This window comes from Pseudomonas sp. LM13, assembly GCF_041381355.1.
GTDB lineage: Bacteria > Pseudomonadota > Gammaproteobacteria > Pseudomonadales > Pseudomonadaceae > Stutzerimonas > Stutzerimonas frequens.
The window spans coordinates 100038-122574 of sequence record NZ_JACBXH010000003.1; the positions used below are offsets into that span (position 1 = coordinate 100038).

The window sequence follows — 22537 nt, forward strand, 5'->3', positions numbered from 1 at the left end:
ACCTTGACTGACCACCCAAGCATTGCGGATTTTTGACTCGAAACAAGAGAAGCAAAAATACCGAAGCACGGTGGCGGGTCGGGCGGGCGACGGCTCAGGCTAGCCCGTTCGCAACACGAGACCAGCCGTCCAGAAAACGAAAAACGGGAGCCGAGGCTCCCGTTATTTGTCACTTCCGCAGCGCTTAACGCGGGAAGGCTGGCGGGTTGACCCCGGCCATGTCCTCCATCACGCGCACGACCTGGCAGCTGTAACCGAACTCGTTGTCGTACCAGACGTACAGCACGACGCGGTTGTCGTTGCAGATGGTCGCCTCGGCGTCCACTACGCCGGCATGACGCGAACCGACGAAATCAGTGGATACAACTTCCTGCGAGTTGACGAAGTCGATCTGCTTCTGCAGGTCAGAGTGCATGGCCATCTGGCGCAGGTACTCGTTGATCTCGTCACGGCTGGTGGCTTTCTCGAGGTTCAGGTTGAGGATGGCCATGGACACGTTCGGCGTGGGCACGCGGATGGCGTTGCCGGTCAGCTTGCCCTTGAGCACCGGCAGCGCCTTGGCGGCTGCAGTGGCGGCACCGGTCTCGGTGATGACCATGTTCAGCGCGGCGCTGCGACCACGACGACTGCCCTTGTGGAAGTTGTCGATCAGGTTCTGGTCGTTGGTGTAGGAATGCACGGTCTCGACGTGACCGTTGACGATACCGTACTGATCGTTCACTGCCTTGAGCACCGGCACGATGGCGTTGGTGGTGCAGGACGCGGCAGAGATGATCTTGTCATCGGCGGTGATGTCGCCATGGTTGATGCCATGCACGATGTTCTTCAGCTCACCCTTGCCTGGCGCGGTCAATACGACGCGAGCGACGCCCGGGCACTTGAGGTGCTGACCCAAACCTTCGGCGTCGCGCCACTTGCCGGTGTTGTCCACCAGCAGTGCATTCTCGATGCCGTACTGGGTGTAGTCGACCGAGGCCGGATCGTTGGAGTAGATCACCTGGATCAGATTGCCGTTGGCGGTGATGGTGTTGTTCTCTTCATCGATGGTGATGGTGCCATCGAAAGGACCATGCACCGAGTCGCGACGCAGCAGGCTGGCGCGCTTGACCAGATCGTTGTCGGCGCCCTTGCGCACGACGATGGCGCGCAGGCGCAGGCCGTCGCCACCACCGGTCTTCTCGATCAGGATGCGCGCCAGCAGGCGGCCGATGCGGCCGAAGCCGTACAACACGACGTCAGTGCCCTTGTGCCCGGTAGCCGCGTGACGCTTGTCGGCGACCTCGGCCAGCTCTTCGCGCACGAACTGCTCGAGGCTGCGGCCGTTGCCGGCATCCTTGTACTTGGCGACCAGCTTGCCGAGATCGACCGAGGCGGCGCCGAGGTTCATCTCGCTCATGGTCTTGAGGATCTGGAAGGTGTCATGCACCGACAGCTCGGTTTCGTCGGCGATGCGGTGACGGGCGAAACGGTGCGCCTTGAGGATGGCGATCACCGAACGGTTGATCAGGCCACGACCGTAGATCGAAGTCACCACGTTGTTGTTGCGATACAGCTGACCAATCAGCGGAATCATCGCTTCGGCGAGGGCTTCGCGGTCAATCCATTCACCAAGACACTGGTCGGGCTTCTGAGTCACGGGCAGTTCCTTCCAACATGTAGGGGCTGAGAAAAGGGGCTACATTATGACGGCGCACCCTAGCGTCGGCAATCTGCAGCGGACGAAACACTGACAGCCAAGCGCCTCGATAGTTACAATCCCGGCGGCCTATTTTTTCCATCGGAGCCACGCCCACTCGTGTCCGTCTTGCGCCTTCCCCCTCTGCCTGCCGCCAGCGGCAAGCAACATTGGGGCAATCTTCCAGGAGCCGCGCTGAGCCTGGCGATTGCCGAAGCAGCCAGCAACGCCAAACGCTTCACGCTCCTCCTCACCGCCGACAGCCAGAGCGCCGAGCGCCTGCAGGAAGAACTCGCCTTCTTCGCTCCGGATCTGCCGGTTCTGCATTTTCCGGATTGGGAAACGCTGCCCTACGACCTGTTCTCGCCGCACCAGGACATCGTTTCCCAGCGCATCGCCACGCTCTACCAGCTGCCTGAACTGAGCCATGGCGTGCTGGTAGTGCCGATCACCACTGCCCTACACAGGCTGGCGCCGAAGCGCTTTCTGCTCGGTTCGAGCCTGGTGCTGGATGTGGGACAGAAGCTGGATGTCGAGCAGATGCGCCTGCGTCTGGAGGCGGCCGGCTATCGCTGCGTGGACACGGTCTACGAACATGGCGAGTTTGCCGTGCGCGGCGCGTTGATCGATCTGTTCCCCATGGGTAGCGCCCTGCCCTACCGCATCGACCTGTTCGATGACGAGATCGAAACCCTGCGCACCTTCGATCCAGAGAACCAGCGTTCCATCGACAAGGTGGAGTCGATCCGCCTGCTGCCGGCCCGGGAATTTCCGCTGAAGAAGGAAGCGGTCACCGGCTTCCGCGCACGTTTCCGCGAGCGTTTCGACGTCGACTTCCGCCGCTGCCCGATCTACCAGGACCTGTCCACCGGCATCACGCCTGCCGGTATCGAGTACTACCTGCCGCTTTTCTATGAGGAGACGGCGACCCTCTTCGACTACCTGCCCGAAGACAGCCAGGTGTTCTCCCTGCCCGGCATCGAGCAGGCCGCCGAGCAGTTCTGGAACGACGTGCGCAATCGTTACGAGGAGCGCCGCGTCGACCCCGAGCGGCCGCTGCTGCCGCCGGCCGAGCTGTTTATGCCGGTGGAAGACTGCTTCGCCCGACTCAAGCTGTGGCCTCGCGTGGTCGCCAGCCAGCAGGACGTGGAACCGGGTATCGGCCGCGAGCGCTTCCCCGCGCAGCCCCTGCCGGAACTGGCGATCGAATCCAAGGCCAGCGAGCCACTGGGCAAGCTGCGCCAGTTCCTCGACAGTTTTCCGGGGCGCGTGCTGTTCACCGCCGAGTCCGCGGGGCGCCGCGAAGTGCTGCTGGAGCTGCTGGCGCGCCTGAAGCTGCGCCCGCAGGAAGTCGAAGGCTGGGACGGGTTCCTCGCCAGCGAGGAGCGCCTGGCGATCGCCATCGCCCCGCTCGACGAAGGCTTGCTGCTGGACGAAGTCGCCCTGGTCGCGGAAAGCCCGCTGTTCGGCCAGCGCGTCATGCAACGCCGGCGGCGCGAGAAGAGTCGCGACGGCGGCGACAACGTCATCAAGAACCTCACCGAGCTGCGCGAAGGCGCGCCGGTGGTGCATATCGATCATGGGGTCGGCCGCTATCAGGGGCTGGTCACCCTGGAAATCGAAGGCCAGGCGCAGGAATTCCTCCTGCTGCAGTACGCCGACGAGGCCAAGCTCTACGTGCCGGTCGCCAGCCTGCACCTGATCGCCCGCTATACCGGCAGCGACGACGCCCTGGCGCCACTGCACAAGCTCGGCTCGGAAACCTGGCAGAAAGCCAAGCGCAAGGCCGCCGAGCAGGTACGCGACGTGGCTGCAGAACTGCTCGACATCTACGCCCGCCGCGCCGCGCGCCAGGGCTATGCCTTCAAGGACCCGCAGGTCGACTACGAAACCTTCGCCGCCGGCTTCCCCTTCGAGGAAACGCCGGACCAGCAGGCCGCCATCGACGCGGTGCGCGAGGACCTGCTCTCGGTCAAGCCAATGGACCGTCTGGTGTGTGGCGACGTCGGCTTCGGCAAGACCGAAGTCGCCATGCGCGCCGCCTTTATCGCCGTGCATGGCGGCAAACAGGTCGGCGTACTGGTACCGACCACCCTGCTCGCCCAGCAGCACTACAACAGTTTCCGCGACCGCTTCGCCGACTGGCCGGTACGGGTCGAGGTGATGAGCCGTTTCAAGTCGGCCAAGGAAGTGCAGAACGCCATCACCGAGTTGGCCGAAGGCAAGATCGACATCCTCATCGGTACCCACAAGCTGCTGCAGGACGACGTCAAGTTCAGCAACCTGGGGCTGGTCATCATCGACGAGGAACATCGCTTCGGAGTACGTCAGAAGGAGCAGCTCAAGGCGCTGCGCAGCGAGGTGGACATCCTCACCCTGACCGCCACGCCGATTCCGCGCACGCTGAACATGTCCATCGCCGGCATGCGCGACCTGTCGATCATCGCCACGCCGCCGGCGCGCCGGCTGTCGGTGCGCACCTTCGTCATGGAGGCCAACAACCCGACCATCAAGGAAGCGCTGCTGCGCGAGCTGCTGCGCGGCGGCCAGGTCTATTACCTGCACAACGACGTCAAGACCATCGAGAAGTGCGCCGCCGACCTGCAGGCGCTGGTGCCCGAGGCACGCATCGCCATCGGCCACGGACAGATGCGCGAACGCGACCTCGAGCAGGTGATGAGCGACTTCTACCACAAGCGCTTCAACGTGCTGGTGGCCTCGACCATCATCGAAACCGGCATCGATGTGCCCAGCGCCAACACCATCATCATCGAGCGCGCCGACAAGTTCGGCCTGGCCCAGCTGCACCAGCTGCGCGGCCGCGTCGGCCGTAGCCATCACCAGGCCTATGCCTATCTGCTCACCCCACCGCGCAAGGCCATGACCGATGATGCGCAGAAGCGTCTGGAAGCCATCGCCAACGCCCAGGACCTCGGTGCCGGCTTCGTCCTGGCCACCCACGACCTGGAGATCCGCGGTGCCGGCGAGCTGCTCGGCGAAGGCCAGAGCGGGCAGATCCAGGCCGTCGGCTTCACCCTCTACATGGAGATGCTCGAGCGCGCGGTCAAGGCCATCCGCAAGGGCGAACAGCCAAACCTGGAGCAGCCGCTCGGTGGCGGCCCGGAAATCAACCTGCGCCTACCGGCACTGATCCCCGAGGACTATCTGCCGGACGTGCATGCGCGCCTGATTCTTTACAAGCGCATCGCCAACGCCGCCGATGAGGACGGCCTGAAGGAACTGCAGGTTGAGATGATCGACCGCTTCGGCCTGCTGCCCGAACCGACCAAGAACCTGGTGCGCCTGACCCTGCTCAAGCTGCAGGCCGAAAAGCTGGGCATCACCAAGATCGACGCCGGCCCGCAGGGCGGACGCATCGAGTTCTCGGCCGACACTTCGGTTGACCCGATGGTGCTGATCAAGCTGATCCAGAGCCAGCCGAACCGCTACAAGTTCGAAGGCGCCACGCTGTTCAAATTCCAGGTGCCCATGGAGCGTCCCGAGGAGCGCTTCAACACCCTGGAAGCGCTGCTTGAGCGGCTGGCGCCCAACGAGCAAGGTTCCTAGATGCCGCGTCGCTATCTGGCCCTGTTGTTATTGTGGCTGGCGCCGCAGGTGCACGCCGAGGCGCTGTATCGCGTCGAGCTGATCCTGTTCCGCCACGCCACGCCGCTGGAGGCCAGCCAGCACGCGCCTTACGACTGGGCACGGCAAGCCCGGCCGCTGGAGCGCCGCGCCGAGCGGCAGCCGGCGCTGGAGCACATCGCCGCCCGGCTGACCCCGGGGCAGGGTTATCAGGTGCTGCTGCACCGCGCCTGGCAGCAGCCGGTCAGCGACGACGGCCCGGCCATCGCCATTCACCAGGGCCAGCGCCACTTCGAACACTATCCGATCCAGGGTACGCTGAAGCTGCGACCGGGCCGCTACATGCAGACGGACATGACGTTCTGGGTCAACCGCTTCGGCGGGTACGGCCAGCTGCTCGCCAGCGAACGCCTGACGCAGCGGGTCCGCCTGGTACCCGGCCGACTGACCTACATCGATCACGACAGCCTCGGACTGCTGATCGAGCTCAGACGGCTATGAGCCTGTTGCCTTTGCGCCCCCGGCGGCGGCATCGCATCCCTGCAGCGGGGGCCTGAACCTTGGTCCCAGCACTGCCTTCGCGTCCGGAGCGGCGGATCGACGATCTCGCGCCAGTGCCGCAGCTCAGCCTGGGCAGCCATCTGGCGACCAACTACCAGCCCGGCAACCGGCGCATGGTCAGCGAGTACCAGCACCGGGCGGGCCTGGCGTTTCTCTATGGCTCAGCGCGCGTGCACGGCAAGCGCGACGGCGAGCGCATTCGCCATCCGGCGGACGACGAGCTCCAGCTCATCGCCCGCCAGCCGCAGGCCGAGCAGGCATTGCGCAAGCAGCTGGAGCAACTGGGCTTCCGTCCCGCGTTGCGCCAGAGCCTGGCCTTGCCGAAGGAGTCGGCGGAGATGTTCCAGCTGCCCGGCGAAGAGGCCTGGATCAGGTTCGTCCAGCAGCAGCTGCCGGAGCTGCGTCGTCAGGGCTGGCAGATCGACATTCACCCGGGCTTCGCCTACGACCTGACCGCCATCGACAGCTGGTACGCCGAGATCGACGAATCCGCGGCGGACGACTGGTTCGACCTCGACCTCGGTATTGTCGTCGATGGCCAGCGCGTCGGCATCCTGCCCGTGCTCCTGCGCCTGATCCGCCAGAGCCCTCAGCTGCTCACGCCGCGTGCACTGGCCCAGCGGGGCGATGACGAGCAACTGCGCGTGCAGCTGGAGCGACGCGACGGACAACCGCTGCAGGTCGCCCTGCCCTTCGCCCGCATCAAGCCGATCCTGGCGACCCTTGGCGAACTCTATATGCGCGAGCCGATGGATGGCCCCGCGCTGCGTCTGAGCAAGGCCGACGGCGCACGCCTGGCCGGTCTAGAAAGCGTGGCAGCACACTGGCGCGGAGGCGAGCGGTTGCGTGCATTCGCCCGACGTCTGCACAGCCCAGGCACTCAGCCTGGCCAACCGCCGAGCGCGCTGAACGCCACCCTGCGGCCCTACCAGCTGCAGGGCCTGGCCTGGATGCAGACCCTGCGCGAACTGGGCGCCGGCGGCATCCTCGGCGATGACATGGGCCTCGGCAAGACACTGCAGAGCCTGGCGCACATCCTCGCCGAAAAGCAGGCCGGACGTCTGGATCGCCCTACGCTGGTGGTGATGCCCACCAGCCTGATCCCCAACTGGCAGGATGAAGCGGCCCGCTTCGCGCCTGGGCTGCGTCTGCTGAAGCTTACCGGTAGCGGCCGACAGAAGCACTTCGCCGAACTCGTCGATCACGACCTGTTGCTGACCAGTTATGCCCTGCTCACACGCGACATCGCCGTGCTGCGCGAGCAACCGCTGCATCTGCTGATCCTCGACGAGGCGCAGCACATCAAGAACCCCTCCAGCAAGGCCGCCCAGGCGGTGCGCGAGCTGCAGACCCGGCAACGGCTGTGCCTGTCCGGCACGCCATTGGAAAACCACCTGGGCGAGCTATGGTCGCTGTTCCACTTCCTCATGCCCGGTTGGCTCGGCGATGCGCGGCGCTTCACCCAGGACTACCGCAACCCCATCGAGAAGCACGGCGACGAGGCCCGGCTGGCGCATCTGCGCGCTCGCATCCGGCCGTTCCTGCTGCGCCGCACCAAGGAACAGGTGGCCACCGAGCTGCCAGCGAAGAACGAGTTCGTCCACTGGGTCGAGCTGTCGCCCGCCCAGCGCGAACGCTACGAGACGCTACGCCTGGCCATGGACCGCAAGGTCCGCGATGAAATCGAGCGCAAGGGCCTGGCACGCAGCCAGATGGTCATCCTCGAGGCGCTGCTCAAGCTGCGTCAGGTCTGCTGCGATCTGCGCCTGCTCAAGGGCGATGCCGTTGCGACGTCTCGCGGCAGCAGCTCGGGCAAGCTGGACAGCCTGCTGGACATGCTCGACGAGCTGATGAGCGAAGGACGCCGCGTGCTGCTGTTTTCCCAGTTCACCTCGATGCTGGCGCTGATCGAACAGGCGCTGCTCAAGCGCGGCATCACCTACGTCAAGCTGACCGGCGAGACCGACGATCGACGCACGCCGGTCGAACGCTTCCAGGCCGGCGAAGTGCCGCTGTTTCTCATCAGCCTGAAGGCCGGCGGCACCGGACTGAACCTGACGACCGCCGACACGGTGATCCATTACGACCCCTGGTGGAACCCCGCTGCCGAGAACCAGGCTACCGACCGCGCCTATCGCATCGGGCAGGACAAGCCGGTGTTCGTCTATCGTCTGATTACCCGCGGCACCGTCGAGGAACGTATCCGCGAGCTGCAGGCGCGCAAGGCCGAGCTGGCCGCCGGCGTGCTCGAGGGCAGCGGTGAAGGCGGCTGGCAGCTCGCCGAGCAGGACATCGAAGCGCTCTTCGCGCCGCTGCCTTGAGGCATGCCTGGCGAAGTTGTGACGCCGACAAGCGCAGCATTTCGCGCTTTGCCAGATCATCGCCACCTCGTTTAACTTCTCACCAGACGACGGCATGGCCGTCCCCACCCGCCAGCGCTACAAGGAGCAACCCATGAGCCTCTACGAGATTGCCTTTTCCGGCCAGCTGCTCCCCGGCGCGAAGCTCGAACAGGTCGAAGCCAACCTGACCAGGCTGTTCCAGGCCGATGCCCAGCGCATCGCGCTGCTGTTCTCCGGGCGCCGCATCGTGATCAAGCAGAACCTGGACTTCGCTGCGGTGGAAAAATACCGCCAGGCCATGGAGCGCGCCGGTGCCCAGGTCGAGGTCAAACCGATGCCGGTGGATGTCGAGGAGATCGAACTGGCGCCGCCACCAGCCGCCACCCCTTCCGCTCCCCCTGCGAGTACCGCACCTGCAACGGCTCGGCCCGGCGAGACACCTGGCGCACTGAAGGTGACGCCGCGGGATGAATACATGGCCGCCTTCAGCGACGTCGAGGCGCCGGACTTCGGTATCGCACCGGTTGGCGTCGACCTGCAGGACGCCCGTCCCGAACCCGAAGCCCCGCGTGTAGACCTTTCGCAATTCAGCCTGGCTCCGGTGGGCAGCAACATGGGCGAGATGCCGCGCGCCGTCGACGGGCCCAAGCCGGACATATCGCACCTCAAGCTGGCGGACTGACAGCGCAACAGCCGGCGAGCTTCTGCCCGCCGTCGTACCGGGCGAACTCGCAGCGCCACACCGCGCTCCAAACCTACAAGCCCGCAAAGCGCCTGTACTCATGGACCTTGTCGTTGCCCGCCCCGAAGGGCTGTATTGCCCGCCCGGTGATTTCTATATCGACCCCTGGCGGCCGGTCGATCGCGCCGTCATAACCCACGCCCATGGCGACCACGCGCGCTGGGGCATGGGTCATTACCTGGCTTCCAGCGACAGCGAAGGCATCCTGCGCTCGCGCATCGCCGCCGACATGCCGCTGCAAACGCTGGCCTATGGCGATTCCATCGAGCATCACGGCGTAAAGCTCAGCTTCCATCCCGCTGGCCACGTGCTCGGCTCGGCCCAGGTGCGCCTGGAATACAAGGGCGAAGTCTGGGTCGCTTCGGGCGACTACAAGGTCGAGCCGGACGGCACCTGCGCGCCGTTCGAGCCGGTGCGCTGCCATACCTTCATCACCGAATCGACCTTCGGCCTGCCGATCTACAAGTGGCCGGCGCAGACCGAGGTCTTCCGCGAGATCAATGACTGGTGGCGCGCCAACGCCGCGGCCGGGCGCGCCAGCGTGCTGTTCTGCTATGCCTTCGGCAAGGCGCAGCGCATCCTGCACGGCCTGGATGAAAGCATCGGCACCATCGTCGTGCATGGCGCGGTAGAGCCGCTGAACAAGGTCTATCGCGAGGGCGGCATCTATTTGCCGCCGACCGTCTATGCGGGCGACCTGAAGAAGGGCGATCCGCGCCTGAAGCACGCCATCATCCTCGCCCCGCCCTCGGCTGGCGGCAGCACCTGGATGCGCCGCTTCGGTGACTATGCCGACGCCTTTGCCAGCGGCTGGATGATGCTGCGCGGAACCCGCCGTCGGCGCGGCGTCGACCGCGGCTTCGTGCTTTCCGACCATGCCGACTGGCCAGGCCTGCTCTGGGCCATCGAGCAGACCGGTGCCGAACGGGTGATGGTCACCCACGGCTCCGTTGCGGTGCTGGTGCGCTACCTGCGCGAAATGCGCGGCCTTGATGCCCAGGCCTTCGCCACCGAATACGGCGAAGAGGACGATGCCGCGACGGAGGGCACCGCATGATCGAAGGCCACGCCGCTCGCCCGTGCCGCCGCGATCGCCGAAGGGGAGGCGCCGCATGAAAGCCTTCGCCACGCTTTACGGTCGTCTGGACGCCACCACGTCGAGCAATGCCAAACTGGCCGCGATGCGCGACTACTTTCGTGAGGCCGATCCGGCCGACGCTGCCTGGGCGGTCTACTTCCTGGCCGGCGGTCGCCCGCGTCAACTGGTGCCGACCCGCGTCCTGCGCGAAACCGCCATGCAGACGGCGGGCTTGCCCGAATGGCTGTTCGAGGAAAGCTACCAGGCGGTCGGCGACATGGCCGAGACCATCTCGCTGCTGATGCCCGAGGCCGAACACAGCTCCGAGGACGGGCTGGCCGTGTGGATGCAGGACCGACTGCTACCGCTGCGCGGCCTGCCGCCGGAGGAGCTGGCCGAACGCTTGCCGGCGCTATGGGCACAGCTGGATCGGCTCAGCCTGATGGTCTGCATCAAGCTGATCACCGGCGCCTTTCGCGTCGGCGTGTCGAAACTGCTGGTCACCCGCGCGCTGGCCTCGCTGGCCGACCTCGACCCCAAGCGCGTCGCGCAGCGCCTGGTCGGCTACACCGACCTGTCCCATCGACCCAGCGCCGAGGGCTACCGCGCGCTGATCGCCGAAGAATCCGAGCATGAGCATGCCCAGCGTGGTGGCCAGCCCTACCCGTTCTTTCTCGCTCATGCGCTGCAGGCCCCGGTGGACACGTTCGACACCCTGCTTGGCGCGCCGGACAACTGGTTCATCGAATGGAAGTGGGACGGCATCCGCGCCCAGCTGGTCAAGCGCGACGGGCAGATCTGGGTCTGGTCGCGCGGCGAGGAACTGGTCAGCGAGCGCTTTCCCGAGCTGTGCGAACTGGCCCGCTGCCTGCCCGACGGCACGGTGATCGATGGCGAGATCCTGGTCTGGAAGCATGCGCCGGAGACCCCGGCCGGCGAGCTGTTCGACGCCGCCAGCACCGGCGAGCCCAGCGCCGATGGCTTCGGTGTACAGCCCTTCGCCCTGCTGCAGCAGCGCATCGGCCGCAAGAACCTCACTGCAAAAGTCTTGCAGGACGCCCCGGTCGCCGTGCTCGCCTACGACCTGCTGGAATGGCAGGGCGACGACTGGCGGCAACGCGAACACCGTGAACGCCGCCAGCAGCTCGAGGCGGTCGTGGGCCAATGCCCGAGCCCGCAGCTGATGCTTTCACCACTGGTGAACGGAGCGGATTGGCAGGACCTCGCCCGCCAGCGCGAAGCCTCCCGCCAGTTGGGCGTGGAAGGCATGATGATCAAGGCACGGGCCGCGCAGTACGGCGTCGGCCGGACCAAGGACGTCGGCGTCTGGTGGAAATGGAAGATCGACCCCTACTCCGTCGATGCGGTGCTGATCTATGCCCAGCGCGGTCATGGCCGCCGCGCCAGCCTCTACACCGACTACACCTTTGCCGTCTGGGACGGCGAGCCGGGCGACCCGGAGCGCAAGCTCGTGCCCTTCGCCAAGGCCTATTCCGGTCTCACCGACGAGGAAATGCGCAAGGTCGACGCCATCGTGCGCAAGACCACCGTGGAGAAGTTCGGCCCGGTGCGCAGCGTCACGCCGACCCTGGTGTTTGAACTCGGCTTCGAAGGCATCGCCGCCAGCAGCCGCCACAAGAGCGGCATCGCCGTGCGCTTCCCACGCATGCTGCGCTGGCGCCTCGACAAGCCGGTGGAGGAAGCCGATACCCTGGAGACGCTCAAGGAGCTGCTTGGATGATTGGCGAGGCCTGTCACCCTACCCCGCCTATCGACATCTTCGTGGTCAGCGCCGCCCTCGCACGAACGAATTCCGGCGGGCTGCTCCATGCCTGATGCAATGGGCCTGTTGAGCGAGCAGTGGTTCGCCCGTCGGGGCTGGCAACCCTTCCCCTTTCAACAAGAGGTCTGGCACGCCATCGACCGAGGCGAGTCGGGGTTGCTGCACGCCACCACCGGCTCCGGCAAGACCTACGCCGTCTGGCTCGGAGCCCTGAATCGCTTTGCGACCAAGGCACCTTCTCCCACCGCGACGGACAAGCCGGCGCCTTTGACGGTGCTCTGGATCACCCCAATGCGCGCCCTGGCCGCCGACACCGTCCGCGCCCTGCAGGCGCCACTGGACGACCTCGGCATTGGCTGGAGCATCGGCCTGCGCACCGGCGATACCAGCGGTGCCGAGCGTGCGCGGCAAGGACGGCGTCTGCCCAGCGCGCTGGTCACCACGCCGGAAAGCCTGACCCTGCTGCTGACCCGCGCCGATGCACGCCAGGCCTTCGCCGGTTTGCGCATGCTGGTGGTGGACGAATGGCACGAGCTCTTGGGCAACAAGCGCGGCGTGCAACTGCAACTGGCCCTGGCGCGCCTGCGCCAGTGGATGCCGGAGCTGATCGTCTGGGGCCTTTCCGCCACCCTCGGCAACCAGCCCCACGCGCTGGACGTGCTGCTGCACCCCGGCAGCGGCAGGCTGGTGCAGGGCAAGGTCGACAAGGACTTGCGCGTTGACACCCTACTGCCGCCGAGCATCGAGCGCTTCCCCTGGGCCGGCCATCTCGGCCTGCGCATGCTGCCGCAGGTGGTCGAAGAGATCGACTCCGCCGCGACCACCCTGGTGTTCACCAATACCCGTTCGCAGTCGGAAATCTGGTATCAGGCGCTGCTGGATGCGCGGCCGGACTGGGCCGGGTTGATCGCCCTGCACCACGGCTCGCTGGCACGCGAGGTGCGCGACTGGGTCGAACTGGGCCTCAAGCAGGGCGCGCTCAAGGCCGTGGTCTGCACCTCCAGCCTGGATCTGGGCGTGGACTTCCTGCCGGTCGAGCGAGTTTTGCAGATCGGCTCGCCCAAAGGCGTGGCGCGGCTGATGCAGCGCGCCGGCCGCTCCGGACACGCGCCGGGGCGAACCTCGCGGGTCACCCTGGTGCCGACCCATAGCGTGGAGGTGGTGGAAGCTGCCGCCGCCCAGGTGGCCATCGCCGAGCGCCGCATCGAGGCCCGCAGCGCACCGCATCGCCCGCTCGACGTGCTGGTGCAGCACCTGGTGAGCATGGCCCTGGGCGGCGGCTTCCGCCCGGATGAGCTGTACGCCGAGGTGCGCCAGGCCTGGTCCTACCGGGAGCTGACCGACGAGCACTGGCAATGGGCGCTGGCCTTCGTGCGCCATGGCGGGCATTCGCTGACGGCCTACCCCGACTATCAGCGGGTCGAGCCGGACGAAACCGGCCTCTGGAAAGTACCCAGTCGTCGCGTGGCGCTGCGCCATCGCATGAGCATCGGCACCATCGTCAGCGACGCCAGCCTGACGGTGAAGTTCTGGGCAAAGGGCGGCAGCGGGCGTTCGCTGGGCAGCGTCGAGGAAGGTTTCATCGCGCGCTTGCGCCCCGGCGACAACTTCCTCTTTGGCGGTCGCCTGCTGGAGCTGGTGCGGGTCGAGAACATGACCGCCTACGTCAGCCGCGCGACGGGCAAGAAGGCTGCCGTGCCGCGCTGGAACGGCGGACGCATGCCGCTATCCAGCGAGCTGGCCGATGCCGTGGTCGAGCAGCTCGGTGCTGCCTCGCGCGAGCAGTTCACCACGCCCGAAATGCGCCTGGTCGAACCGCTGCTTCGCGTCCAGATGGACTGGTCGGCGCTGCCCACCAAGACCACCTTGCTGGCCGAGGTGATGAAGTCCCGCGAAGGCTGGCACCTGTTCCTCTACCCCTTCGCCGGGCGCCATGTGCACCTGGGTCTGGCCAGTCTGCTGGCCTGGCGCATGGGCCAGCGTCAACCGCTGACCTTCTCCATCGCGGTCAACGACTATGGCTTCGAACTGCTTTCGGCCACCGAGGTGGACTGGCTGCACTGGCTGACGCCGGAGCTTTTCAGCGAAAACGACCTGCTGCACGACGTGCTCGCCAGCCTCAATGCCAGTGAGCTGGCGCGCCGCCGTTTTCGCGAGATCGCGCGCATCGCCGGGCTGGTGTTCTCCGGCTACCCGGGTGCGAAGAAGAGCGCGCGTCAGCTGCAGGCCTCCAGCGGCCTGTTCTTCGATGTGTTCCGCCAGTACGATCCGGGCAATCTGCTGCTGACCCAGGCCGAGGAAGAGGTGCTGCGCCAGGAGCTGGAAGTCGAGCGCTTGCAGCAGACGTTGCAACGCCTGCAACAGCGCCGTCTGGACGTCCACCAGGTCAGGCGCGCGACCCCGCTGGCCTTTCCGCTGATGGTCGAGCGCTTTCGCGAAAGCATGACTTCGGAGAAGCTCGCCGACCGCATCCGTCGCATGGTGGCGGAGCTGGACAAGGCCGCCGGTCCCGGTGGCTACCAGCCCGAGCCACAATCGACGATCACCGTCGAGCGCGACGCCCCGCGCGCCAGCAAGCCGCGCGCACGCAAGGACGGCACGCCGCGCACGAGGAAGGCCAAACCCGCCTGATGAACCAAAGCACAGGACGAACCAACGGATCATGAACGCCTACCAGCCCATCGAACTGGCCGGCGCCACGCTCTGGCTGCTGGCGGAAAAGGCGATCTACTGGCCCGCACAGCAGGCCCTGTTGGTGGCCGACATCCATTTTGGCAAGGCCGCAGCCTATCGTCGCCTCGGCCAGCCTGTGCCGCATGGCACTACCGATGCCAACCTGCACCAGCTGGACGGCCTGCTGGCCCGATACTGCTGCCGCCAGCTGATCTTTCTCGGTGACTTCCTGCACGCCCCCGAATCCCACGCGCCGGCCACGCTTGCGCGCCTGGCCGAATGGCGCTCGCGCCATCCCCAGCTGGCCATCACACTGGTGCGCGGCAACCACGACCGCCGTGCAGGAGACCCGCCGGCCCAGCTCGGCATCGACGTAGTGAACGAGCCGCTGCTGCTCGGCCCGTACGCGCTGCAGCACGAACCGCAGCCGCACCCCAGCCACCACGTGCTGGCCGGCCACGTTCACCCTGCCTTCCCGCTACAGGGTCGCGGGCGCCAGCGCCTGCGCCTGCCCTGCTTCTGCATCGGCGAACGGCTCAGCCTGCTGCCAGCCTTCGGCAGCTTCACCGGCACGATGACGGTGGCAACCGAAGACAACTGGCGAATCTATGTGGTGGGAGATGGGGAGGTATGGCCGGTGGCGCGCCAGGTCCCGGTCAGGCCTGGGAGATACCGGTGATGGTGATGCCGTAGCGTTCGGCAAGGCGTGTGGCGGGGGTGTCCTCCAGATCAGGATCGTGTTCATGCTCGATCTCCTGATCCGGATAGAGCTCTTCCGCCTTGCGCGTCACCAGTTCGACCGCGTCGTCGATGTCCGGCTGGTGTTCGGAGTCGATCTTCAGCATCGAAGTGTTGCCGTCTTTGTTGTACGCAATGATCCAGGTCGTCATGGTATGCCCCTCGCCTTAAAGAAACCCGTGTGAACGTTATAACGCCCATTTTGGTTTTTGTAAGTTTTTAGACCCATCCGGCGTCGGCAGTTCGGTCCCTCACTTCAAAGTTAGCAGCTTTAATTGAAATGCCAGGAACAACCATGCGGACGCCCGGTCATCTGTATTCAAACACCAAGGAGTCGGGAACATGAACGCCTCGCCTCTGCGCGTTACCGAACCGTCCGAAGAGCATTTGGTGATGCTTGCTGCGCCAGCACGCCGAGCCGCTGCCCGCGCTGGATGATCCACGCTTCGCCGATAGCTTCGAACGCTTCGCCGACGCGCGGGTCGTGCTGATCGGTGAAGCCAGCCACGGCACCTCCGAGTTCTACCGCGCCCGCGCCGCGATCACCCAGCGCCTGATCGAGCGCCATGGTTTTTCCATCGTCGCGGTCGAGGCGGATTGGCCCGATGCCGCGCGAATCGACTGCTACTGTCGCCAGCGTGAATCGGTCGCCTGGACAGAGGATGCCTTCAAACGTTTCCCGACCTGGATGTGGCGCAACCGCGAAGTCGAGGCTTTTGTCCACTGGCTGCGCGAGCACAATGCGGCGCTGGATGCGTCACGGCGCGTCGAATTTCGCGGCCTGGATGTATACAGCCTCGGCAGCTCGATCCGCGAGGTACTGCGTTACCTCGACCATACCGACTCTGAAGCTGCGGCAGATGCACGCCAGCGCTATGGCTGCCTGAGCCCCTGGCAGGAAGACCCGGCCATCTATGGCCGCAACGTCATGCTCGGTCAGCCAACCTGCGAAAACGCGGTGATCGAGCAGTTGCAGGCCTTGCTCGCCCAGCGCCTCGAGTACATCGGCCAGGATGGCGAACGGTTCTTCAATGCCGAACGCAACGCACGGGTGGTACTGGCCGCGGAGAGCTACTACCGGGCCATGTACCGCGGCTCTACGGAATCCTGGAACCTGCGCGACCGGCATATGTTCGACACGCTGCGGGCCCTGCTCGACCATCGCGGGGCAAACGCGAAAGCGGTCATCTGGGCGCACAACTCGCATATTGGCAATGCAGCGGCGACGTCGATGGGCTGGGGTGGCGAGTTCAACATCGGCGAGCTTTGCCGCACCGCCTTCGGGCGCGATGCCGTGCTGATCGGCATGGCGACCGATCGCGGCGAGGTGGCCGCTGCGGACAACTGGGACGAGCCGATGCGGATCAAGCAGGTCATCCCGTCGCGGCCGGACAGCTGGGAGCAGCTCTTTCTGCGCGCCGGCGTGCCGGCCTCACTGACCGACTGGCGCGATGATCGCGACGAACTGCGCGAAGCGCTCAGCCACCCGCGGCTGGAGCGCGCGATCGGTGTCATCTACCGGCCGCTGACCGAGCGCCAGAGCCACTACTTCCGAGCCATTCTCGCCGAGCAGTTCGATGCGTTGATCTGGCTTGAACAGACGCAGGCGGTAACGCCCATCGGCCCGCAGGACATCGATGCGAGCGTCGTACCGGATACTTACCCGTTCGGCGAGTGAGACGTCGTCGCAGCGCCGGAGCGTTGCGACGACGTCACACAAGAAGGGGACAGTCGACCGGCTTATGCCACCGGCGCTGGCGGTGGCTGATCCGGCACGGTGGGTTCGCCGGGCTCGGACGGCTGGGTGGGAACGCCCGGCTCCTCCGGATCACCCGGAACACCGGCGGCGCGCCAGCCATCGGTTTCGGCGGCGTGGAAATAGCGATTCGATCGAGCGTCCATAACGTCCTCCACTGCATTAACCCGCAGCTGCGGGCTGGTCTGTAGTAGAGGTCGGGGCAGGCACTTTCTATCCGACCTTCCGTCGGGCCGCCGACCTGCCCCAGCGGGTTACCACATCAGGTCGTCAGGCACCTGATAAGCGGCGTAGGGATCGTCGGCATCCGGCTCTTCAGTGCGGATGTTGAGCTGCACCACGCGCTGCGGGTCGCGCTCCTGAATCTTCAGCGCCGCCTCGCGCGGAATGACCTCGTAGCCGCCGCCGTGGCGCACGATGGCCAGCGAGCCGCTGGCCAGCTTGTCACGCATTAGCTTGTTGACCGACAGGCGCTTGACCTTCTTGTCGTCGACGAAGTTGTAGTAATCCTCGGTGGTCAGCTTCGGCAGGCGGCTGGTCTCGATCAACTGCTTGATCTGCGCTGCACGGGCCTTCTGCTCGGCCTTCTGCTGCTGCTGGCGGTTGAGCTCCTGATCGCGGGCGAGCTTCTCGGCCTGGGCCTTCAGCGCCGCTTCGCGCTGCGAATCGTCCTTCTCGACCTGGCCCTTTTTCTCCAGGCGCTGCTGCTTCTGCTTCTGCTTGACGGCCTGCTTGGCCTGCTTTTCGTTGACCAGCCCGGCTTTGAGCAGCTGATCACGGAGGGAAAGACTCATGTTTCGGCTCGTCTCGTCGTGAATTCAAGTGGGACGCAGGTGGACGCGTCAGCCGTCCACCGAGCGGCATTGTGGTGGATGTGAAAATCCACATCCAGCCTGGAAAGTGCGGTTAGCCGCAGGACGGCGATCGTTCGGCCTTCTTCGCTTCACCCCAGAGCCCATCGAGCTCTTCGAGATCGCAGCTCTCGATGGGCCGTCCCGCTTCGCGCAAGGCCTGTTCGATGAAGCGGAAGCGCCGCTCGAACTTGCCGTTGGCCGCGCGCAGGGCGTTCTCCGGATCGACCTTGAGATGGCGGGCCAGGTTGACCACCACGAACAGCAAATCGCCCAGCTCCTCGGCGATGGCCTGCGGGTCGTTCTCGCTCATCGCCTCCAGCACTTCGCCGAGCTCCTCGCGCACCTTGTCCACCACCGGCAGTGCCTCGGGCCAGTCGAAACCAACCTGGGCGGCACGCTTCTGCAGCTTGGCGGCCCGACTGAGCGCCGGCAGCGCGCTCGGGACATCGTCAAGTAACGACAGCTGTTCAGGCGCGGCAGCTTTCTCGGCACGCTCCTCGGCCTTGATCTCCTCCCAGCGCTGCTTGATCGCCGCCTCATCGAGCCGCGGCAGTTCCGGCGAACCGTACAGGTCACCATCGGGGAAGACGTGCGGGTGACGGCGCACCAGCTTGCGGGTGATGGCGTCGACCACCGTGGCGAAGTCGAAGCGCCCCTCCTCCCGTGCCAGCTGGCTGTAGTAGACGACCTGAAACAGCAGATCACCCAACTCGCCTGGCAGATGGTCGAAGTCGCCACTCTGGATGGCGTCGGCAACCTCGTAAGCCTCTTCCAGCGTGTGCGGGACGATGCTCGCGTAGTTCTGCTGCAGATCCCAGGGGCAGCCATGCTGCGGATCGCGCAGCCGGGCCATCAGGTGCAGCAGATCGTTGAGTTGGTACATAGGATTCCTCAAGCCGGGCTATCGCAGCGGCGTTCCGGTGGATGTAAAAAGCGACATCCACCCTACGGATGTCAGGCCGATTGTAGGGTGGATCGGGGCGCGTAGCTGACGCTTCACCCATCCACCGTGGCGCGACCGGCAACACCGCCGGCCTCGCGCCTTACGTGGCCCGCTGGCGCTTGGCCTCGATGATGTTCGGCAGCTGCGAAATGCGGCTGAGCAGGCGACCCAGGGCGTTCAGCCCGGGAATCTCGATGGTCAGCGTCATCTGCGCGGTGCTGTCTTCCTTGTTCGAACGGGTGTTCATCGACAGCACGTTGATGCGCTCGTTGAGCAGCATCTGCGAGATGTCGCGCAACAGCCCGGCGCGGTCGTAGGCGCGGATCATGATCTCTACCGGATAGGTCTTCTCCGGCACCGGGCCCCAGCTGACCTGGATGATCCGTTCCGGCTCACGCCCGGCCAGCTGCAGCACCGATGGGCAGTCCTGGCGATGGATGCTGACGCCGCGACCCTGGGTGATGTAACCGACAATCGGGTCGCCCGGCAGCGGCTGGCAGCAGCCGGCCATCTGCGTCAGCAGGTTGCCGACGCCCTGGATCTGCACATCGCCGCGCTTGCCTGGCTTGTGCGGTGCGGAACGCCGCGGGATCAGTTCCAGCTGGTCGTAACCGCGCTCCGGCTCGACCAGTTGCTGCGCCATGTTGATCAGATGGGCCAGGCGCAGGTCGCCGGCGCCCAGCGCGGCGAACATGTCCTCGGCGTTCTTCAGGTTGGCCTTCTCGGCCAGCTTGTCGAAATCCACCGGGGGCAGATCCAGCCGTCCCAGTTCACGCTCCAGCAGCGCCTTGCCGGCCGCGACGTTCTGGTCGCGTGCCTGCAGCTTGAACCAGTGAACGATCTTCGCCCGCGAGCGCGAGGTGGTGATGTAGCCCAGGTTGGGGTTCAGCCAGTCGCGGCTCGGCGAGCCGTGCTTGCTGGTGATGATTTCCACCTGCTCGCCGGTCTGCAGACTGTAGTTGAGCGGCACGATGCGCCCGTTGACCTTCGCCCCGCGGCAGTTGTGGCCGATCTCGGTGTGCACGCGGTAGGCGAAGTCCAGTGGCGTGGCGCCCTTGGGCAGGTCGATGGCATGGCCATCCGGGGTGAATACATAGACGCGGTCGGGCTCGATGTCGACGCGCAGCTGGTCGGCCAGCCCGCCGATGTCGCCCAGTTCTTCGTGCCATTCGAGCACCTGACGCAGCCAGGCGATCTTCTCCTCGTAGTGGTCCGAACCGGAATTGACGTCTGTGCCCTTGTAGCGCCAGTGCGCGCAAACCCCCAGCTCGGCCTCCTCGTGCATGGCGTGGGTGCGAATCTGCACCTCCAGCACCTTGCCCTCGGGGCCGATCACCGCGGTATGCAGCGAGCGGTAGCCGTTCTCCTTCGGGTTGGCGATGTAGTCGTCGAATTCCTTCGGAATGTGTCGCCACAGGGTGTGCACGATACCCAGCGCGGTGTAGCAGTCGCGCACTTCCGGAACCAGCACGCGAACGGCGCGAACGTCGTAAATCTGGCTGAACTGCAGGCCCTTCTTCTGCATTTTTCGCCAGATGGAATAGATGTGCTTGGCGCGCCCGTCGATTTCCGGCTGGATGCCGGCCGCGGTCAGTTCGTCCTTGAGCTGCTGGACGACGTTGGTGATGTACTGCTCGCGATCGAGCCGACGCTCGTGCAGCAGCTGGGCGATCTGCTTGTACTGCTCGGGCTCGAGGTAGCGGAAGGACAGGTCCTCCAGCTCCCACTTGATGTGGCCGATGCCCAGACGATGGGCCAGCGGCGCATAGATGTCGAAGACCTCGCGGGCGACGCGCTGGCGCTTCTCGTCGTCAGCCAGCTTGACCGCGCGGATGGCGCAGGTGCGTTCGGCCAGCTTGATCAGCGCGACGCGAACGTCGTCGACCATGGCCACCAGCATCTTGCGCAGGTTCTCCACCTGCGCCTGGGAGCCCAGCACCAGCGATTCGCGGGGATTGAGACTGGCGCTGATCGCTGCCATGCGCAGCACGCCTTCGATGAGCTTGGCCACCACCGGGCCGAAGCGCTGATGCACGTCGGCCAGCTTGATCTTGCCTTCGCGCACGCCACGGTAGATCACCGCGGCCACCAGGCTGTCCTGGTCGAGCTTCAGATCGGCGAGAATCTCGGCGATCTCGAGGCCGATCTGGTAACTGGAGGTCCCCTCGCTCCAGAGATTCTGCGCCGCGTTGGCCTGTTGTTCCGCCTCGCGAGCGAACTCGCAGGCTTCCTTCAGGGCCGCGCGGTCGAGTGCCGGGTCCATGCCCAGCACATGATCGAGCCAGCCATCCAGGTTGATACTACCGTCCGTATTGATCGGCTGAAGCGCTCTGACCTGTACCATCTAAACCTTCCCTTCTGCGCACCTACTGCGCCATGAACGCCGGCATTCTGCGTGCCGGTCGATTGAACCACAGGCCTGTTGCCTGCCAAGAATGCATCACCGCGGTGCGTCGGGCCCCTCGAACAGTGCCATGGCCTCGACGTGGGCCGTCTGCGGGAACATGTCCAGCACACCTGCACGCTTGAGTCGGTAGCCCTGGCTGGCCAGCTCACGTGCGTCGCGCGCCAGGGTGGCAGGATTGCATGAAACATAGACCACGCGCTGCGCCCTCAGCATCGACATTTGTCGAACGATTTCCAGCGCGCCATCGCGCGGTGGATCGAGCAGCACCGCAGCGAAACCGCCGTCCGCCCAGGGGGCATCGGCAAGCGGCTTCGACAAGTCGGCACGATAAAAGTGCGCCGTCTCGATGCCGTTGTACCGGGCGTTTTCCCGCGCACGCGCGACCATCGCCTCGACACCTTCGACGCCCACCACCCGAGCGCCGATGCGCGCCAACGGCAGGCTGAAGTTGCCCAGCCCACAGAACAGATCCAGCACTGCTTCGTCCTTGCCAGCGCCCAGCCATTCCAGCGCCTGAGCCACCATCGCATCGTTGACCGACACGTTGACCTGGACGAAATCCCCCGGCCGCCAGGCCAGTTCCAGATCCCAGGCATCCAGCCGGTAACCCAGCTTCGCCGCGGGATCATCCGGCTCCGGCTCACCTTCGCCCTGCCACCAGAGCTGCGCTGCGTTGGCACTAGCGAAGCTGCGCAGACGTGCCACGTCTGCTTCGGGCAGGTCGGCGGTGTGACGAATCAGCACCGCCTCGGCCGTACCACTGAAGAGTTCGACATGACCGATCGCCTGCGGCTTACCCAGATCACGTAGCGCTGCCAGCAATGCCGGCAGCAGCGACTGCAAGGGCTGTACCAGAACAGGGCATTCACGGATGGAGATGACGTCCTGGCTGGCGCTGGCGCGGAAACCGATATCGAGCTGCTTGCTCTTGACGTTCCAGCGCACCGCCAGCCGCGCCCGGCGACGATACCCGAAGGCTGGGCCCACCAGCGGCTCGGCCCATGCTTCTGGCTGCAAGTCGGCCAACCGCGTGAGCTGCTCGGCAAGCGTGCGCTGCTTCAGGGCAAGCTGATCGGTAAAGGGCGAATGCTGCAGGTTGCAACCGCCACACAGACGGGCATGTGGACAGGGCTCGACCTGACGCTGCGCACTGGCCTGAAGCACACGCTCGCAGCGCGCCTCGACGATCTGACTGCGCGCAGCCAGCACGCGCGCCTCGACCTCTTCGCCGGGCAACGCGCCCTCGACGAACCAGGTGCGTCCCTCGATGAAGGCGATACCGCGTCCGTCATTGGCCAGCCGCTCGATACTCAGCCGTTGCTTCTTGCCGACCGGTACCTGAGGCCTGCGCTCGCCGCCACTGGGTTGAAAGCGCAGAGCGCCGCTACGTTTGGCCATCA

At 65.7% G+C, this 22537-nt stretch carries 15 protein-coding genes and 1 pseudogene; 9 read left to right on the forward strand and 7 right to left on the reverse strand.

Translation table 11 applies throughout. The features are described 5' to 3' along the window. Positions 1-184 precede the first annotated feature (184 nt). On the reverse strand, positions 185-1636 hold the full coding sequence (locus tag HZR81_RS04335; RefSeq protein ID WP_020307150.1) for a glyceraldehyde-3-phosphate dehydrogenase: 1452 nt from the start codon (positions 1634-1636) through the stop codon (positions 185-187). A 159-nt stretch (positions 1637-1795) separates the two neighbouring features. Here HZR81_RS04335 and mfd point away from each other — a divergent pair, with 159 nt between their 5' ends. The 8 genes from mfd (at position 1796) to pdeM (ending at position 15118) form a co-directional block, all read left to right on the forward strand. Then, positions 1796-5242 (forward strand): transcription-repair coupling factor, encoded by a 3447-nt coding sequence (gene mfd, locus HZR81_RS04340; protein WP_500127416.1) that lies wholly within the window; start codon positions 1796-1798, stop codon positions 5240-5242. Continuing rightward, positions 5243-5761 (forward strand): peptidoglycan binding protein CsiV, encoded by a 519-nt coding sequence (locus tag HZR81_RS04345; RefSeq protein ID WP_500127417.1) that lies wholly within the window; start codon positions 5243-5245, stop codon positions 5759-5761. A gap of 59 nt (positions 5762-5820) precedes the next feature. Beyond that, positions 5821-8142, forward strand: a complete 2322-nt coding sequence (locus HZR81_RS04350) for a DEAD/DEAH box helicase (RefSeq protein WP_500127418.1) — start codon at positions 5821-5823, stop codon at positions 8140-8142. A gap of 133 nt (positions 8143-8275) precedes the next feature. Further along, positions 8276-8845: a hypothetical protein gene (locus tag HZR81_RS04355; protein WP_500127466.1), complete on the forward strand. Its 570-nt coding sequence runs from the start codon at positions 8276-8278 to the stop codon at positions 8843-8845. A 100-nt stretch (positions 8846-8945) separates the two neighbouring features. Continuing rightward, a complete protein-coding gene (locus HZR81_RS04360; RefSeq protein ID WP_500127419.1) occupies positions 8946-9962 on the forward strand; it encodes a ligase-associated DNA damage response exonuclease in 1017 nt (338 codons plus the stop codon). 55 nt (positions 9963-10017) lie between these two features. Continuing rightward, positions 10018-11724 carry an ATP-dependent DNA ligase gene (locus tag HZR81_RS04365; RefSeq protein WP_500127420.1) on the forward strand — a complete coding sequence of 569 codons (1707 nt, stop codon included), beginning with the start codon at positions 10018-10020 and terminating at the stop codon, positions 11722-11724. Positions 11725-11811: 87 nt separating this feature from the next. Then, the gene (locus tag HZR81_RS04370) at positions 11812-14397 is read left to right on the forward strand and encodes a ligase-associated DNA damage response DEXH box helicase (protein ID WP_500127421.1); all 2586 of its coding nucleotides are present in this window, start codon (positions 11812-11814) and stop codon (positions 14395-14397) included. Between the two features lie 31 nt (positions 14398-14428). Continuing rightward, positions 14429-15118, forward strand: coding sequence for a ligase-associated DNA damage response endonuclease PdeM (gene pdeM, locus HZR81_RS04375; RefSeq protein WP_500127422.1), 690 nt, complete (start codon positions 14429-14431; stop codon positions 15116-15118). Here the strand turns inward: pdeM and HZR81_RS04380 are convergent. Further along, complete coding sequence (locus HZR81_RS04380; protein ID WP_063539920.1) at positions 15096-15329, reverse strand: hypothetical protein; 234 nt, start codon at positions 15327-15329, stop codon at positions 15096-15098. The genes pdeM and HZR81_RS04380 overlap by 23 nt on opposite strands. A 190-nt stretch (positions 15330-15519) precedes the next feature. On the opposite strand from HZR81_RS04380, the pseudogene HZR81_RS04385 reads away from it, so the two are divergent. After that, positions 15520-16855, forward strand: a pseudogene (locus HZR81_RS04385) (erythromycin esterase family protein). 62 nt (positions 16856-16917) lie between these two features. On the opposite strand, the gene HZR81_RS04390 reads toward HZR81_RS04385, so the two are convergent. The 5 genes from HZR81_RS04390 to rlmD all read right to left on the reverse strand — a co-directional run bounded on the left by HZR81_RS04390 (position 16918) and on the right by rlmD (position 22535). Then, a complete protein-coding gene (locus HZR81_RS04390) occupies positions 16918-17079 on the reverse strand; it encodes a hypothetical protein (protein ID WP_196762400.1) in 162 nt (53 codons plus the stop codon). Positions 17080-17187: 108 nt separating this feature from the next. Then, a complete protein-coding gene (locus HZR81_RS04395; RefSeq protein ID WP_063539922.1) occupies positions 17188-17727 on the reverse strand; it encodes a DUF2058 domain-containing protein in 540 nt (179 codons plus the stop codon). A 112-nt stretch (positions 17728-17839) separates the two neighbouring features. Continuing rightward, positions 17840-18670, reverse strand: a complete 831-nt coding sequence (gene mazG, locus HZR81_RS04400) for a nucleoside triphosphate pyrophosphohydrolase (RefSeq protein ID WP_444816248.1) — start codon at positions 18668-18670, stop codon at positions 17840-17842. A gap of 160 nt (positions 18671-18830) precedes the next feature. Beyond that, positions 18831-21074, reverse strand: a complete 2244-nt coding sequence (gene relA, locus HZR81_RS04405) for a GTP diphosphokinase (RefSeq protein ID WP_102840141.1) — start codon at positions 21072-21074, stop codon at positions 18831-18833. A gap of 96 nt (positions 21075-21170) precedes the next feature. Beyond that, entirely contained in the window at positions 21171-22535 is a 1365-nt protein-coding gene (gene rlmD, locus HZR81_RS04410; RefSeq protein ID WP_500127423.1) for a 23S rRNA (uracil(1939)-C(5))-methyltransferase RlmD, read from the reverse strand. Positions 22536-22537 lie beyond the last annotated feature (2 nt).

Bases quoted from the DNA above. Each gene is read 5' to 3' on its own strand.
- HZR81_RS04345 (WP_500127417.1), top strand. From the start codon at position 5,243: ATGCCGCGTCGCTATCTGGCCCTGTTGTTATTGTGGCTGGCGCCGCAG.
- HZR81_RS04360 (WP_500127419.1), top strand. From the start codon at position 8,946: ATGGACCTTGTCGTTGCCCGCCCCGAAGGGCTGTATTGCCCGCCCGGT.
- relA (WP_102840141.1), bottom strand. From the start codon at position 21,074: ATGGTACAGGTCAGAGCGCTTCAGCCGATCAATACGGACGGTAGTATC.
- HZR81_RS04355 (WP_500127466.1), top strand. From the start codon at position 8,276: ATGAGCCTCTACGAGATTGCCTTTTCCGGCCAGCTGCTCCCCGGCGCG.
- HZR81_RS04395 (WP_063539922.1), bottom strand. From the start codon at position 17,727: ATGAGTCTTTCCCTCCGTGATCAGCTGCTCAAAGCCGGGCTGGTCAAC.
- HZR81_RS04390 (WP_196762400.1), bottom strand. From the start codon at position 17,079: ATGGACGCTCGATCGAATCGCTATTTCCACGCCGCCGAAACCGATGGC.
- HZR81_RS04365 (WP_500127420.1), top strand. From the start codon at position 10,018: ATGAAAGCCTTCGCCACGCTTTACGGTCGTCTGGACGCCACCACGTCG.
- HZR81_RS04370 (WP_500127421.1), top strand. From the start codon at position 11,812: ATGCCTGATGCAATGGGCCTGTTGAGCGAGCAGTGGTTCGCCCGTCGG.
- pdeM (WP_500127422.1), top strand. From the start codon at position 14,429: ATGAACGCCTACCAGCCCATCGAACTGGCCGGCGCCACGCTCTGGCTG.
- HZR81_RS04380 (WP_063539920.1), bottom strand. From the start codon at position 15,329: ATGACGACCTGGATCATTGCGTACAACAAAGACGGCAACACTTCGATG.
- mazG (WP_444816248.1), bottom strand. From the start codon at position 18,670: ATGTACCAACTCAACGATCTGCTGCACCTGATGGCCCGGCTGCGCGAT.
- rlmD (WP_500127423.1), bottom strand. From the start codon at position 22,535: ATGGCCAAACGTAGCGGCGCTCTGCGCTTTCAACCCAGTGGCGGCGAG.